The 13,970-nt window shown below is 62.2% G+C and carries 16 protein-coding genes; 8 read left to right on the forward strand and 8 right to left on the reverse strand.

Annotated elements, in window-relative coordinates:
• The first annotated feature begins 31 nt into the window (after positions 1-31).
• Together NRB56_RS08170 and NRB56_RS08175 are read left to right on the forward strand one after the other, a co-directional pair.
• Positions 32-1,468, forward strand: a complete 1,437-nt coding sequence (locus NRB56_RS08170; protein ID WP_153339981.1) for an FAD-binding oxidoreductase — start codon at positions 32-34, stop codon at positions 1,466-1,468.
• Positions 1,465-2,616 (forward strand): ABC transporter substrate-binding protein, encoded by a 1,152-nt coding sequence (locus NRB56_RS08175; RefSeq protein ID WP_153339983.1) that lies wholly within the window; start codon positions 1,465-1,467, stop codon positions 2,614-2,616. Before NRB56_RS08170 ends, NRB56_RS08175 begins: the two co-directional genes overlap by 4 nt.
• A 224-nt stretch (positions 2,617-2,840) precedes the next feature.
• Here NRB56_RS08175 and NRB56_RS08180 read toward each other — a convergent pair whose 3' ends face one another.
• Positions 2,841-3,461, reverse strand: coding sequence for a TetR/AcrR family transcriptional regulator (locus NRB56_RS08180; protein WP_153339985.1), 621 nt, complete (start codon positions 3,459-3,461; stop codon positions 2,841-2,843).
• A gap of 118 nt (positions 3,462-3,579) precedes the next feature.
• Here NRB56_RS08180 and NRB56_RS08185 point away from each other — a divergent pair, with 118 nt between their 5' ends.
• Both NRB56_RS08185 and NRB56_RS08190 read left to right on the forward strand, forming a co-directional pair.
• The gene (locus NRB56_RS08185) at positions 3,580-3,942 is read left to right on the forward strand and encodes an ester cyclase (RefSeq protein ID WP_227837352.1); all 363 of its coding nucleotides are present in this window, start codon (positions 3,580-3,582) and stop codon (positions 3,940-3,942) included.
• Positions 3,943-4,199: 257 nt separating this feature from the next.
• Complete coding sequence (locus tag NRB56_RS08190; RefSeq protein WP_153339989.1) at positions 4,200-4,760, forward strand: TetR/AcrR family transcriptional regulator; 561 nt, start codon at positions 4,200-4,202, stop codon at positions 4,758-4,760.
• 42 nt (positions 4,761-4,802) lie between these two features.
• On the opposite strand, the gene NRB56_RS08195 is transcribed toward NRB56_RS08190, so the two are convergent.
• Positions 4,803-5,915, reverse strand: coding sequence for an alpha/beta hydrolase (locus tag NRB56_RS08195; RefSeq protein ID WP_227837354.1), 1,113 nt, complete (start codon positions 5,913-5,915; stop codon positions 4,803-4,805).
• A gap of 341 nt (positions 5,916-6,256) precedes the next feature.
• Here NRB56_RS08195 and NRB56_RS08200 point away from each other — a divergent pair, with 341 nt between their 5' ends.
• Positions 6,257-6,619, forward strand: a complete 363-nt coding sequence (locus NRB56_RS08200; RefSeq protein WP_153339992.1) for an STAS domain-containing protein — start codon at positions 6,257-6,259, stop codon at positions 6,617-6,619.
• Between the two features lie 142 nt (positions 6,620-6,761).
• Here NRB56_RS08200 and NRB56_RS08205 read toward each other — a convergent pair whose 3' ends face one another.
• Complete coding sequence (locus NRB56_RS08205) at positions 6,762-7,163, reverse strand: VOC family protein (RefSeq protein ID WP_153339994.1); 402 nt, start codon at positions 7,161-7,163, stop codon at positions 6,762-6,764.
• Positions 7,164-7,337: 174 nt separating this feature from the next.
• Here NRB56_RS08205 and NRB56_RS39635 point away from each other — a divergent pair, with 174 nt between their 5' ends.
• A complete protein-coding gene (locus NRB56_RS39635; RefSeq protein ID WP_264767001.1) occupies positions 7,338-8,003 on the forward strand; it encodes a helix-turn-helix domain-containing protein in 666 nt (221 codons plus the stop codon).
• A gap of 180 nt (positions 8,004-8,183) precedes the next feature.
• Here the strand turns inward: NRB56_RS39635 and NRB56_RS08215 are convergent, their stop codons facing one another.
• The 4 genes from NRB56_RS08215 to NRB56_RS08230 all read right to left on the reverse strand — a co-directional run bounded on the left by NRB56_RS08215 (position 8,184) and on the right by NRB56_RS08230 (position 11,573).
• Positions 8,184-8,912 (reverse strand): adenylate/guanylate cyclase domain-containing protein, encoded by a 729-nt coding sequence (locus tag NRB56_RS08215; protein ID WP_319942714.1) that lies wholly within the window; start codon positions 8,910-8,912, stop codon positions 8,184-8,186.
• A complete protein-coding gene (locus tag NRB56_RS40055; RefSeq protein WP_153339997.1) occupies positions 8,909-9,469 on the reverse strand; it encodes a Pycsar system effector family protein in 561 nt (186 codons plus the stop codon). The genes NRB56_RS08215 and NRB56_RS40055 overlap by 4 nt, the downstream gene beginning before the upstream one ends.
• Before the next feature lie 779 nt (positions 9,470-10,248).
• Positions 10,249-11,190, reverse strand: a complete 942-nt coding sequence (locus tag NRB56_RS08225; protein WP_153339999.1) for a transposase — start codon at positions 11,188-11,190, stop codon at positions 10,249-10,251.
• Positions 11,191-11,195: 5 nt separating this feature from the next.
• On the reverse strand, positions 11,196-11,573 hold the full coding sequence (locus NRB56_RS08230; protein ID WP_153340001.1) for a hypothetical protein: 378 nt from the start codon (positions 11,571-11,573) through the stop codon (positions 11,196-11,198).
• Positions 11,574-11,712: 139 nt separating this feature from the next.
• Between NRB56_RS08230 and NRB56_RS08235 the strand changes: the two genes are divergently transcribed.
• Positions 11,713-11,937 (forward strand): helix-turn-helix domain-containing protein, encoded by a 225-nt coding sequence (locus NRB56_RS08235; RefSeq protein WP_153340003.1) that lies wholly within the window; start codon positions 11,713-11,715, stop codon positions 11,935-11,937.
• 48 nt (positions 11,938-11,985) lie between these two features.
• On the opposite strand, the gene NRB56_RS08240 is transcribed toward NRB56_RS08235, so the two are convergent.
• A complete protein-coding gene (locus NRB56_RS08240) occupies positions 11,986-12,906 on the reverse strand; it encodes a hypothetical protein (RefSeq protein WP_153340005.1) in 921 nt (306 codons plus the stop codon).
• Between the two features lie 232 nt (positions 12,907-13,138).
• Here NRB56_RS08240 and NRB56_RS08245 point away from each other — a divergent pair.
• A protein-coding gene (locus NRB56_RS08245; protein WP_406603452.1) for an IS5 family transposase occupies positions 13,139-13,953 on the forward strand; the annotation gives its coding sequence in 2 pieces (ribosomal slippage) (positions 13,139-13,475 and positions 13,475-13,953; 816 coding nt in all).
• Positions 13,954-13,970 lie beyond the last annotated feature (17 nt).

A 13,970-nucleotide genomic window follows, 5' to 3' on the forward strand; every position in this document is an offset into this window, starting at 1 on the left:
AGAACTCCGCACCCGTGACAAGGAGAGAAGTATGTCCGAACCACTCGACCCCGGGCCGATCCGGGACCTGGTCGCCGACCTCGGCGACATCGAACATTCGGTGGACGACCGGGTGCTGCGCGCCAAGAGCCGGGACCGCTTCGCGCAGAGCCCGCTGCTGCGCGAGGTGATGCGCGGCCGGCTCGCCGACGTGTACATCGTCCCGGCCACCAAGGACGAACTGCGCACGGTGGTGGCTTCCTGTGCGCGCCATCGCATTCCGATCACCGTGCGCGGCGGCGGCACCGGCCAGTTCGGGCAGGGGGTACCGCTGACCGGTGGCGCGGTGATCGATGTCACCGGGATCACCGGGGTGGTCGGGCAGCGACTGGGCACGGTCCGGGCCCTGTGCGGCACCCTGATCGCCGACATCGACGCCGAGATCCGGCCCACCGGTTGGGAATTGCGGATGCATCCGTCGACCACCCGTAAGGCCACCATCGGCGGTTACCTCGCGGGCGGGCACGCCGGCATCGGCAGCTGCCAGTGGGGGATCCTGCGCGATCGCGGCAACATCACCGCCCTCGAGGTGATGACCGTCGAGGAGGAGCCCCGGCTGATCGAGCTGACCGGCGACGATGTCAACATCGTCCATCACGCCTACGGCGCCAACGGCATCATCACCGAGGTGGAGCTGCCCACCGCGCCGGCCTGGGACTGGCAGGAGCTGGTGATCTCGTTCCCGGCGTTCGCCGGCGCGGCCCGGTTCGCCGTCGACGTCTGCGAGAGCGAGGGGGTGCTCAAGAAAGTGGTGTCCCCGCAACAACATCCGCTGCCGACACTGTATCCCGATCTGGCGCAGCTGATCCCGGCCGGTGAGTCGATGGTGCTGATGCTGGCCGCCGCGCAGAGCATGCCGAATGTCGAGGATCTGGTGGCCGACAACGGCGGCGTGATCCGGCATCGCGGCGCCGAGGGCGCGGGCCCGTACCGGCTGCCGCTGTACGAGTACACGTGGGGGCATTCGATGATGCACTTCCAGCGCACCAACCGGAATCTGATCGGACTGCTCGCGCTGTACCCGAAAACCGGTCTGTACGAGTCGATCATGCGGGTCTGCGAGGAGTTCGCGAACCTCGGCCCGACCCACATCGAGATGAAGCGGATCGACGGCGGCCTGGCCGCGCAGGGCTCGCCGGTCTGGGATTTCACCGGGCAGGAACAGCTCGCCGCGATCACCGCGCGATTGCAGGAGCTGGGCCTGACGATCGCCAACACCCACACCCCGACTCTGCGCGCCGGCGGCATGAAGCCCTGGGCCCGCGCCGAGGCCGAGTTCAAACGCCGGGTCGACCCGTACGGGCTACTGGCACAAGGCAAATCCGACGATCAGACCGACAACGACGTGACCCGGGCCACCGAACTGCCGAACAGCGGCTGGTCCTACCGGCTCACCGGCGCCGAGCAGAACGAGGAGGTGCTCCGATGAGGGCACGCAGAATACTGGCCGCCCTGACCGCGGCCGCCGGTGTCGCCGGGCTGGCCGCCTGTTCCGATCCCGCTCCGGCGCAATCGGGTTGGTCCGGCGCCATCGGCTCGGTGAACCTGCGCGAGGTCTGCCCGGCCACGATCGTGGTGCAGGCCGGGTGGAATCCCGAGGCGGAGTTCGGCGCGCTCTACAATCTGATCACCCGGCAGCCGCGCATCGACCGCGACCACAAGATCACCAGCGGACCGCTGTTCTCGCACGGCGAGTACACCGGCGTCGACATGGAGATCCGTTCCGGCGGACCGGCGATCGGCTTCCAGCCGGTGATGTCGCGGATGTACCAGGACCCCGACATCCTGCTCGGCACGCTCGATACCGAACAGGCCATCGTCTCCTCCGCGACCACCCCGGTCACCAGCGTGTTCGCGCCGATGGTGAAGAGCCCGCAGATGATCATGTGGGATCCGGCGACCTATCCCCAGGTGCACCGGATCGCCGATCTGAGGGCGACCCACGCCAAGGTGCTGTATCAGCAGGGCGAGGCGTACATGAGTTACCTTGTCGGAGCGGGCATCCTGGACAAGGACCAGACCGACGCCAGCTACGACGGCAGCCCCTCGTATTTCGTCGCGGCCGGCGGCAAGGCGGCGCAGCAGGGTTTCGCCAGTTCCGAGCCGTACACCTACGAACATCAGGTGTCGGCGTGGAACAAGCCGGTGGCGTATCAACTGGTCGCCGACACCGGATTCGACACCTACAAGTCGACCCTGGCGGTCCGAACCGGTGATCTGGCAAAGGATTCGGCCTGCCTGCAGCGGCTCGTCCCGGTCCTGCAACGCAGTGCGGTCGACTACTTCGCGTCCCCGGACGCGGCGAACACGGTGATCGTCGACTCGGTGGCGAAGTACGACACCGGCTGGTCCTACGACGCGGACAACGCGCGCTACGCCGTGCGCGCGATGCTCGATCAGGGCATCGTCGGCACCGGTCCGGGGCTGGGCAGCTTCGACATGGCCAGGGTGGCACACGTTCTGGACGTCACGAAGCCGATCTTCGCCGCCGGCAAGGTGGCACCGGCGGCGGACCTGACCCCGGATCGGCTGGCCACCAACCAGTTCATCGATCCTTCGATCACCCAGGCGAAGTGAGCCTGTCGGTTCCGGCGTCCCGCCGCATCCGCCGCACCGATGCCTGAACCAGCGCCGGCTACCACCTCGATGAGGACGACGACCCCGACGCCTTCCTCATCGACTTCGCCGATATCACGATCGAGAAGTAGCAGGCCAGCCGCACACGCCGGCGACTCGGCATCGGGTGCCACCGGGTCTCGCATCCGATGCCGAGGGGGGTGTTCGTCGCCGGCGTTCGTTCGCTAGGGGCGAGGGCGTAGTCCATCCAGGATGACGTTTGCGATGTGCGTCGCGCGGGGGGGGCTGGATTGCGCGTCGGCGTGATGTATCGCCGTGAACGCGCCCGCGACGAGCGCCATCACCTCCTCGACCGTAATGTCGTCGCGCACCAAGGCGGCGGCACGCGCCCGATCAAGTAGGTCGGCGACATGACCGGTCAACGCCACAGCGATCTCGGGCGCGACTACGCGCACATCGAATTCCGCGGCGGTGAGCGCGCTTTTGACGGCGCCGTTCTCGGCGCCGTTGGCCATCATGCGTGACAGCAGCGTGAAGACCGCGGCGGGGTCGTCGGTGGCAGTCAGCGTCGCGGCGTCGGACACCAGATGCTCGAGCTGATCGATCGAGACCGCAAGATAGAGCGATTCTTTGGTGGGAAAGTGGCGGTGGACCGTCCCGGGGCCGACGCCGGCTTGTCGGGCGATCTCGTCGAGCGGGACGCCGAGTCCTTTCCGGGCGAACAGTCGCTGCGCGGTGTGCAGGACGGCCTGGCGGTTGCGGCGCGCGTCGGCGCGCAATCCTCGGGAGCTGCCGCGCGGGGTCGCTGATTCGAACGGGATGGGCTGGGGCTGTTGTTCGTTCATCGCACACCCAGCATAACCGGGGCGACGCCCCGTAAGCTGTTCCCTGTAACCGGTGCGACGCCCCGCTTATGGTGGCCGCACCCGGATTCCGATCCCGCGACAAGGACATCTCATGACCATGCTCGATCCCGGCACCGTGGTACGGCGGATGCAGGAGTGCTTCAACACACGGCAGTTCGATCAGGCCGACGAACTACACACCCCGGACTGTTTCAGCCACGCGCTCGGGACCACAGGGTTCGAGGCGGGAAAGAGCGCCTGGCGCAGTCTCGTTGCCCAGTTCCCCGACATCCGTGTCGTCGCCGAAGACGTCCTGGTCGATCGCGACAGGGTAGCGGTTCGCTCGTCGGTCGAAGGAATCCCGGCCACGGATGGCGGGGTCCGGCCGATGATGATCGAGATCTTCCGCATCGACAACGGCCGGATCGCCGAGAACTGGGCGCTGGGCGAGGGGCTGCCCTACAGCGCGGATACTCTGTAACCGCCCAGGCGGCGGGACGGGCGGAAGTTCCGGGTAGTCATCGACATTCATGAGCGGCAATGCGAATCACGGTCGGCCGCAGGCGATGTCGAGGCGGTCTCCGTCGGTGGACATCTCGGGCCCGCTCAATCCGTCATGATCCCGGCCGTCGATCGCGCCGCAGGTCGACGTTGCCTCGGCATCGGGTGGTGCGGTCGTCTCGAGGGATGTCCGAGATAGGGTTGGGTCAGCGTCGGATGATGAGTCAGGACTGGGAGATGCCTCGGAACAGACGGCCCCGCGATCGAGAAGAGAAGCGTGCGGAGATTGTCGGCGCCGCGCGGCGGTTGTTCGTCGAGGAAGGCTACGACGCGGCGTCGATGGCGCGGATCGCCCGGGACGCGGGGGTAGTGTCGAACACCTTGTACTGGTACTTCCAGGACAAGGACGCGGTGCTGATCGCGGTGCTGAACGCGGTGCTGGCCGATTCGATGGCCGCCTACAGCGCCCTCTCGGACTCGGGGGTGGTGGATCGGTTGTTGTGGCTGGTCGGGGAGTTGGAGCAGCTGGGCCGGTTGGTGAGCACGGTCCACACCCGAGCGAAAGAGTCCGCGGCCGTCGCTGCATGGCACGAGCAGTTCCACGCGTTGGGCGAGGGATTTTTCCGGACCGACCTGATCGAGCTGGGGGTGCCTGCCGGCGAGGTGGGTCCCCTGGTCACGATCGGGGTGTTCGTGGTGGAGGGGTTGCTGACCCACCCGATGCCCGAATCCGGCAAGCGTGTGGTGATCGAGGCACTGCTGCACCGCGCTCACGACAGCGCTGCGACTGCCCGCTGACTTCCGGTCCGGCGTGCGCGCGTCGCAGCGTGCGGCCCGCCGCTATGAGGCGCGCGTGGACGCGAATCGCGTTGTCAGGAAATGGATCTGGTCGCGGACGGCGTCCTCGAAGCGATCGCCCACATAGATGTCGAAGTGGTCGCACGGATAGCTTCGGACGTGGACATGCGCCAGCCCCTGGCCCAGACGCTTCGTGGTGTTCGCGGGGGCGGCCACATCGTTGTCGCAGACGCACAACAGGGTCGGGGTGCTGGAACGGGCCAGAGCACGACCGGGCCGATACAACGGAAGACGCAGAGCCAGCCGCGCGGCCAGGGCGTTGGCGGCGTGGAACTCAGCTTTCGGACCGTGCAGAACACCCCACATGCTGTCGCGACCGACGGTGCTCGGAGGTTCTTCGCTGCCGTCGTCGCGGGTCGATTCGATATTCGTCGATATCCGAGCGCGCAGGGACAGCAACCGCTCGAGCAGTGCGCTGGTGCGCCGCGAGAGCCGGGTCCCCGGCGGCAATAGCGCCGAAGCGCCGGCCAGGGCGTCGGGTGATGCCACGAACGCGGGCATCCACGGGGTGCCCGCCATGGGTAGCAGGAGTGGTTTCGCGCCCACCCAGGATCCGACCGTGTCCAGGACGGCCGCCGCGACCAGCATCAGGGCACTGAACGGGGCGATCCGCACGCGGGAACGCAGCGACGCGGGTCCGTCGGTGAAAGGACACTGCGCCACCACCGCCGCCACACCGCTGTCCTCGGAGGCGATCTGGAGAACATGCCCGCCACCGAAAGAGCTACCCCACAATGCGATTCGATCGGCATCGACATCGGGTAAGGCGCGAGCGAACTTCAGGGCGGCATGCCAGTCGGCGCGTTGCTTGCCGATATCGAGGAGTTGGCGCGGGTATCCGCCGCTCGCGCCGAGATGGCGGTAGTCGAACACCAGCACCGACCAACCCGCCGCGGCGAACCGTTCGGCGTAGGCATCGAGTCGCATCTCGCGCACCGCTCCCAGCCCGTGACCCATGATCACCAGTGGTCGCGGCCCCTGCGAGTCGGGCTTGCTGTACAGCCACGCGGCGCAGGTGTCCCCGCCGGACGCGAAGGTGACCTCGCGTCGCTGCATCGCTGTTGCATCGTGCTGATCCGGCCCGCTGATCGTCATACCGTGTCCTTCCGCCTCACCACCGTCCTTCTTGGGTGTCGTCCAAGAAGACCGTACGTCAACGGTAAAGGGTTCTTGAATGTCAGTCAAGAAAGCGAGCCGACACTGACGCCCGCACCGACCCTCCTCGGGGGCTGTCGGCATGTCCGCGATGTGCTGGGGCAGCAGTCACCCGACACCGGTCAAAAGGTCAGTCACCATCCATAAGCCGGGCCGGTACCCGTTGTCGATGAGAACGGACTGGCTGCACCCGGCTCGTGGACCCCCGCCGGGGTGTTGTCCCCGCTGGCGGGGTGTGGTCGCGCGGCGCTATTCTCGCGGGCGATCGAGAGGAGGTGACCGTGCACGATGGGGACGTTCCGCAGTTGCTGACGGTGTCGGAGCATCACTACGGTGGCATCGTCGTGGTGGAGGCGGTGGGGGAGATCGACATCACGTCGGCGGCGGTGTTGAGCAGTGCGCTCGAGGCCGTCGCGCCGGCCGCTGAGGCGGTGATCGTGGACCTGTCCGCGGTCGGTTTCATGGGCTCGGTGGGATTCACCGTGCTGCTGGCCGCCGCGGAGAATCGCGGCCCGCGTCAGTTGCGGGTGGTGGTGTCACCCCAGGTCCGCCGGCCGCTCGAGATGATGGGGCTGGATAAGGTCTTGGACCTGTACCACTCCCTGGACCTGGCGCTCGGCGACGGGCCCGGCGCCACAGCCTGATCATCTGCCATGTCGGCGGACTCGTTCGCTGGTGTCGCGCGAGGATCGGTCCGGTGGCGGTGACCGTGTGAGCGGCGTTCGGCAGGCCGGGTGGCTGGGGTGTTCGCCGAGAGGGCGCGGTTTGCCCGGCGACGGAGGGTGTCTAGTCGCTTTCGGTGGGTCCGAGGAGGTCCCATCGGTTGCCCGCGATATCGAGGAAGACGGCGACTCGTCCGTAGGGCTCGTTGCGGGGTTGGGTCACGAACTGGACGTCGGCGGCGGTCATCCGCTGGTAGGCGTCGGTGAAGTCGTCGACGCGCAGGAAGAATCCGACCCGCCCGGCTGCTTGATTGCCGATTGTGGCGTGTTGGTGCGGGCCGTCGGCGCGGGCCAGGAGGATGCCGGTGTGCGCGTGTGGCGGGCGAACGACGACCCAGCGTTTGGGGTAGCCGTCGTTGGTCAGTGCGGGGCTGTCCTCGACGAGATCGAATCCGAGGGTGTCGACGAAAAAGTCGATGGCTGGCTGGTATTCGTCGACGATGATCGCGATCAGGTCCAGGTGCATCCAACGAGCCTAGGAACTTGTGGAGCGCATCGCGGTTTATTGAGGTGGGCCGCGATGACAGGGCGGCCCAGCGTGTCTCTGCTGCCAGTCAGGCGGGGATGGGCCGCCAGGTCAGCGAGTCCGTCGTGGACCGGCCGCACCACCCGCGCTCCCGGATCGAAGGCGTGCACGGGCGTGGAACACGGTGCGGGTCTTGCCTGCTTTGGGCCGTCGACGACGATCATCCGGGTACCGGTCAACGTCGGCGAGCCGGACATCGACCCGGTTCGCGGTGCGTCGCAGATCCCGGAGTTGTTGGCCCACATGGGCCGGACTTCGCGCGCGATGGGCCGCGTGGTCCCAAATTGGTCCCAACTCTGCGGGTGGTTGAGTAATAGCAAACCCCTTCCGGCCCAGGTCGGAAGGGGTTTTGCGATGGTCGGGGTTACCGGACGGTATTTGAAACAGTGGGAACCGGACTGGCTTCGGAAGGTGATCGCCAAGATCGACGCTGCTCCAGCCCGCCGGCCTTCGTCGACAGGTAGCAGCACAGTTCGACCGCGACGACTTGATCGACGGCTGTCGCCCACCACCATCGCCGAGATGGTCAATGCCTACCGAGGCGGTACTTCCACCAACCAGTTGTGCGAGCGGTACGGCTTGTCCAAGGGCGGGCTGCTGAAGATCCTCCAGGAGCACGGGGTGCAGATGCGGAACCAGCCCATGACGGAGGAGGAGATCGACCGGGCGGAACGGCTTTACGGCGAGGGGCAGTCGCTCAACGCTGTCGCTCGGACGGTGGGCAAGGCCAAAGGGAGTGTGTGGAAGGCGTTGCGGGAGCGCGGGATCGACATGCGGTAAGCGACGAGATGATCAACCTATGTCGCACTTAGGTTTTGAGCTGATCTGCAAGCGCATTCTCTGCTGGTGGCGGATGATCTGGCTATGACACATCAGCCGATTGGCGAGCCAACCCGACTCCAGCTGAGTCGCCTCCGAAGAAGCAGCGAGAGCCGATGACCCGCGCACACAAGCTGCTGTTCACTTGCAGTTCTCTACGTACCAGTCCTCCATTGCGGTGTCAACTATATAGCCGTGCCAACAGTCGTATTCATAATTTCTTTTCAATAGTGCACCGTACTCCTCCTTGAGATTCGACTGGAGAACGTTTGAGATCATCAGTGGTTCGTCCCTATATGGTCGTTTGGAGCCATTGGCAGCCAGATGAGCTGCCTCATTAACGACGTCGCCCATGTAGACGATGTCGTTTATGCCACTGCCCGACAGACCCGCTTTGATGACTAGCGCGCGCCCCCAAGAAAGACCTATACCAACTTGAATCTCATCATAACCATGCTTTTTAAGCTGGTAGTTGAGCATTTTGACCATAGAGTTGGCGCGGGCAGCCTCCGCGAAGACGGCATCAATATTAGTGGTATAAGGTGTGTCGAAGACGCCCCAGACTCCATCGCCTACAATGTTCACCTCGACGCATTCGTTGCAGCCGTCCATAACCGCAACTAGTTCAGAAATATACGCCCGGTATAGCTTTGCCAAGCGAGGCCGACGATGCTTTTCCGGGAGCTTGCTCGACCCTCGAATATCTACAAACATGGCCGTGCAGTTGGCATAAAATCCATTGTCGAAAGTCAGTTTTTCGCGTTTAGGAAGGCTGTCCGACTCCTGGTAATCGTTATCGGAGCTGTCAAGAATTTTGTTAATTCGATTATAACTCGAGATAAAGTTATAGAACGTGCCAGTGCTTTTCACAGCGAGAGCCCTCCTAGGAAACTCGATACGGCAGCAAAGATTAGCGCTGCACCCAAGCAGTACATAGCCATGCCGACCCGCTGAAACTTCATCCTGGCAACCGTGGCGACCGTCCAGATTTGTTCGTAGGCATCACCTACCAGGCTGCCACCGTTGGTTCCTGCGGATTCGTACACTCGCCGCCGATAAGATTCGGCATTAGGGTGCGCCAGTGCGATATCTCGAAAGAAGATGAGCGACGATCCATGGTTGTTCTTCACGCGAGGTATTAGGACAAAGAGGGCAATCAGTGCGGAGATGCCGGAGAAAATACAGCTGGCTAGCATGAGCCAATAATGAAATGGTGCGTCGTGCATCTTCACCCACGGGGGCAACGACTTGAGTGCTAGCCCTCCGAGAACGCCCGATGCGGTGAGATCGGCTCCCGCCTTGGTGTCGGCAAACTTGATCCAGTCGTGCCCCTGGCTGAGAATCTTCCACACTTCATCGGGGTTGTGTGGCAACTCTTCGCCGGGTTCCTGGACGGGTGGCCTCCAGCGACACCCCCATATGATCACTTGCCGCCTCCCTGCGCAGTGCACCGAACACTCGTTTGATACGTACTGTGAGAACTTTCAGCCCAGAAGGATACCAGGGAGCAGCGAAAGCCACGCAAAACTGCTGTCGGCTCGTTCGGTCACCCTGCGCGAGCGCGGGGCTGAAATCTGACCAGCAACGAGATGATATTTGTTGCCGAACTCTATACTCCATTCGACACTCTTCTTGTCAATCGCAGTTCACTGGCGCATACTGCGAATATAATCTAACTGGAGCAACTATATATGAAATACTTCTACGTACCCGCACTGGCAAGCCTCTTCTATATAGATGGCCCAGCACTCATGGCTATTCCCCATCTATATAACGGAGTCATTGATACCGATAGTGCTGTTAGGGTTGACGAGAATATAGCCGGAGATGAAGTAATCCACCGCGATGGCCAAGCGCTAAACCTATCCAAAATCTACACGGAAGTTCGACGAGTGCTATCTGAACCAGTAGCTGCAGACTCAACCGTCTAGTGTTCCGGGGCATCTACTGCCCGCCAATCAAACTGCCGCCCACACCTCATCCCTGATCTGCTCGGAAAGCGCATTCGCCCTAGGCTGGTAGCCGGGATCACGAACACCCATGAGGCTCAACCTGAAGACGAGCAAGATATCCAGATAAGTTCTCGTGCGAACACGCCGGCACTCCCGACAGCGCATTGTGGCAGTGAAGAGGTAGCCCACCTGCGGCACATAGCCCACGATCGCCACGTTTTCGAGGTACCACGACCGAGGATGCAGATGGAGGCTCATATCGCCCCTTCTCGCTGGTGCGGCTTGTATTTATTCTGTCCGCGGGCGATGACTTGATCCAACCAAGTCACAAGAGTTTTGGCTTCAGCCTTCCCGATTAGTGCATCTCGCAAGCGGATGAACAATCCACTCTTGGTGTAATTGAACCATGCTTGGTAGACATGCTTGCCATAACGGCCTGGCACCTGCGACCATCGCGCGTTGTGCGCGAATTTGTAGCGGATACCGTTCAGGCTCTGGCGTTTTCGAGCGAGCTCATTGTCGCTTGGTGGACGAAGTGCTACAGCAGCGTTGTTTCGAATTCTGACCTTTTGCAGCGGGAACGCAGGCGCGAGTAGTCGCCATTCGGCATCGGTGAGGTCAGTGCTGGCCGGCCCCACTGCGGCGTCCCACGCCGCCAGAAGCTCTTTCGGTGACAGCACCCGCACCAAATCGTCCGGAAGGGGTGATCGTCCGTGGTGGACTGGCACCATCATCGCTCGTAGTTCGGGGTGGTTACTGGCCCGTGCAATCTCACGCCACTCGTTCATGTCGGAATGGGCTTCCAACCACACGATGGCGTCGGCTGACTCTTCCCCGGAGGGCCAGGCTCCGAGGTGGCCTATCAGTTCCTGGAGCGTCGGAACGGCAGCCACCGCTCCGTTACGGACTTCGAAGGCTACTTCCCAGGGTTCCAGCGCGAGGAGCTTATCCACCTGTTCCTCAATGCCAATATCCATAGCGGCACCGTCGGTGTCGAGCTGGAACAACTGCCCCCGAATATCTCCTGGCAGATCATGGAGGAGATACTGCCGCACCGCGGTACGGAGTTCATCGGTCCATTCCTGACCGTCAAAGGCGGGATCTTCACCTTCGGCCACGTTGTACTCGTAGATATTGCCGAACTGGGCATCGAGTGCCTTGGCGAGGAGTTCGTATTTTGGATAATTGGTACCCATTGCTATTATTTTGACAGATTGCCGTTATTATGCAAGTCGCTGCCGATGCTGATCTGGCGATCGACAAGCTGCGCAATTAGCACCAGGAGTCCGCCGACAGACCCAACTTTTGTTGATTCAAACTGCACCATCTCCCCATCTTCGTCGAATCGGCTCACGCTCCATCCGCTGTGGTTGGCGCGTTCCCACGCAAGCAGATCGTCCTTATCGTTAACAAGCAGTCGACCACCATCATCAAGCGGGATCTCGATCGACTCACAGCCGCCACCGGTGTCGGCAATACCAGCGTCAAAGCCGTGCTCGGCAAGCGTGCGTAACACGTCGTCGTATTCAGCTTCTATGCTGCCGCTTTGTTCATTCTGAGCTGTCGTCGTTTTGTCCATATTGAGTTGTCTCCGTTTACTCGGATGGCGCCCATACTATGAGTATTAGTTTCATCCGTTACTTATTATAGAACACGATGCGAACTAATACTACGGGTCTCTGTAACTCTTAGTCATAGTTGTTTACTGTTATTGGTGAATGAATTCGAAAGAAGCTCGTGCCCTCCGATCGTTCGGCAAAAATATCGCCGCTCTTCGGCGCGCCAGTGGATTGACGCAAGAGCAACTCGCCGAACGATCAGATCTGGCGGTTGCCACGATCGCTTCGATCGAACAAGGCAAGCGCTGGGCCAGATTGACAACGCTGCAACGGCTAGCCAACGCGCTGCGCGTGACAACGGCTGAACTACTCAACCATTGGTAGCCCTAGCCTCACGGGCACCGCCACCAGCACCTAATTTCGCACGAATCGTCAGTCAAGCAGCAGTGCATACGCCTCGATCAACACATCACCAGTTCGGCTCGCGTGCTGCCGCTTACGGGTCAGCAGCTGCGGAAGCGAAATGCGATCTTCGATAATTGCGCTCAAATCGGCACCTGTCATTAGGATCATAATTGGCCGATTCTGAGAATGCGTGCTGATCGCTGTGGGCTCGAACCCATTCATGGATAGGAACAGCCCCAAGGTGTTATCGAGCTTCCTGTTGATCTTCCCGGCGAAGACATCGAGATCACTGAGCGGTGTCCGCTCCTGCTGCCACTTGGCCTCGAACAGGTACTCGGTTCCCTCGTGTGTGAAGGCCCCGTCGATCTGCTCGCCGACAATCCGGAAAGATCCTTTAGCGTCCATATCAAAGAGAGCGAACAACTCGTTGATGAACTTTTCCAACGAGTACCCGCGTTTCTGCGCGGCCTGACTGACGATCTCCTTGAACTCCAGCTTGAGTTGCTCCAGCTTTTCGGCGACGGCTCGCTTCATCTCGTTGCGGGCTCGCTCTTCTTCCTGACGCTTCGCTGCCTGCTCTCGCTGATCGCGCAGCTTGAGGTAAGGCTCCACCTGCTTACGCAGTGTCGCAAGCGCATCAAGCGCCGCTTCGTACTTCGCCTGACCATCTTCGACGGACTTCAAGTGAGCCGGATCTGAAATTTCGGCAGTGGCAAGCAGCATATTCAGTAGGTCGTCGTAGTACTTGTGTTGATTCGCCGCGAGACTATCGATAAGCTGAGCAATAATATTGCGTTTATAGTCGGTCCAATCAAGTTGGGCTACTATCTCGCGATCCGAAATGCATGAAGAAAGGTAGGCCCTCAAATCCTTGCGGTACCAGAACGACCGAAGCAGCGCCTCCTTGAGGGGCGGCAATATGGCCGGGCTAACTCTCTTCGTACTCATTGTCTGATGTCCTTATGAATAATAACAGCAAACCTAATACCTGAACACCGTCAACGGCGCAGCGCTGGGGCCTCAGAGGAGCGGTCATAAGGGTACAGCCATGCATCAGCAAACCGTAAAGGGCACGCCGTGGCTCGACGATCAGATGAATAAGACCATGTCTCACATGGATGTGATTCGTTTCTGGTGCGTTGAGATCGGTTGTGCTGCATGATGTTCAGTCGTGGATGCGTTGTCACTGCGGTTGGTGCCGGACGAGTTGTGGGAGTTGGCCGAGCCGCTGTTGCCGGAGTTCCGTGCGCGTCCGCAGGGTGGGGGGGTGTCGCCGGTGGATCAGCGGGCGGTGTTCACGGCGGTGGTGTACGTGCTGACCAGTGGTTGCGCGTGGCGGATGTTGCCGCCGTCGTTCGGGGTGACGGTGCCGACGGCGCATCGCCGGTTCACGGTGTGGACGAAGGCGGGGGTGTGGCGGCGGTTGCATCGGGCGGTCCTCGACGAGCTGGGTGCCGCGGGTTTGATCGACTGGTCGAGGGCGGTGGTCGACGGAGCGAGCATGCGGGCGAAAAAGGGGGCGGCCTGACCGGCCCGAATCCGACCGATCGGGGCAAGCCCGGCTCGAAACTGCACGTACTGACCGATCGAGCGGGAGTTCCTCTGTCCGTAGCTATTTCGGGCGCGAACGTGCACGATTCCCAGGCGTTGAAACCGCTGGTGAAGGCGATCCCGGCCGTGCGATCCCGGCGAGGTCCACGGCGGCGCCGGCCGGTGAAGCTTCACGCCGACAAGGCCTACGATCAGCCAGAACTGCGACGTTGGCTGCGGCGGCGCGGGATCGCAGTTCGCATCGCCCGCAGGGGAATCGAGTCCACCGAGCGTCTCGGCCGTCACCGGTGGGTGGTCGAGCGCACGATCTCGTGGCTGACCGGGTATCACCGGCTGGCAATCCGATACGAGCGCAAGGGAACTCACTACCTGGGATTCCTGACCCTCGCCGCCGCCCTCACCGGCTTCAAGAAGCTGGCCAAGGCGAAAACAACACCCATGTGAGACATGGTCTAAGTGCC

Source organism: Nocardia aurantia (genome assembly GCF_009604425.1).
In the GTDB taxonomy this organism is placed as follows: Bacteria; Actinomycetota; Actinomycetes; order Mycobacteriales; family Mycobacteriaceae; genus Nocardia; species Nocardia aurantia.

What these genes read in the sequence shown, in the direction of transcription:
- NRB56_RS08170 (WP_153339981.1), top strand. Translation starts at nt 32, where the DNA reads ATGTCCGAACCACTCGACCCCGGGCCGATCCGGGACCTGGTCGCCGAC.
- NRB56_RS08175 (WP_153339983.1), top strand. Translation starts at nt 1,465, where the DNA reads ATGAGGGCACGCAGAATACTGGCCGCCCTGACCGCGGCCGCCGGTGTC.
- NRB56_RS08180 (WP_153339985.1), bottom strand. Translation starts at nt 3,461, where the DNA reads ATGAACGAACAACAGCCCCAGCCCATCCCGTTCGAATCAGCGACCCCG.
- NRB56_RS08185 (WP_227837352.1), top strand. Translation starts at nt 3,580, where the DNA reads ATGCTCGATCCCGGCACCGTGGTACGGCGGATGCAGGAGTGCTTCAAC.
- NRB56_RS08190 (WP_153339989.1), top strand. Translation starts at nt 4,200, where the DNA reads ATGCCTCGGAACAGACGGCCCCGCGATCGAGAAGAGAAGCGTGCGGAG.
- NRB56_RS08195 (WP_227837354.1), bottom strand. Translation starts at nt 5,915, where the DNA reads ATGACGATCAGCGGGCCGGATCAGCACGATGCAACAGCGATGCAGCGA.
- NRB56_RS08205 (WP_153339994.1), bottom strand. Translation starts at nt 7,163, where the DNA reads ATGCACCTGGACCTGATCGCGATCATCGTCGACGAATACCAGCCAGCC.
- NRB56_RS08225 (WP_153339999.1), bottom strand. Translation starts at nt 11,190, where the DNA reads ATGGGTACCAATTATCCAAAATACGAACTCCTCGCCAAGGCACTCGAT.
- NRB56_RS08230 (WP_153340001.1), bottom strand. Translation starts at nt 11,573, where the DNA reads ATGGACAAAACGACGACAGCTCAGAATGAACAAAGCGGCAGCATAGAA.
- NRB56_RS08235 (WP_153340003.1), top strand. Translation starts at nt 11,713, where the DNA reads ATGAATTCGAAAGAAGCTCGTGCCCTCCGATCGTTCGGCAAAAATATC.
- NRB56_RS08240 (WP_153340005.1), bottom strand. Translation starts at nt 12,906, where the DNA reads ATGAGTACGAAGAGAGTTAGCCCGGCCATATTGCCGCCCCTCAAGGAG.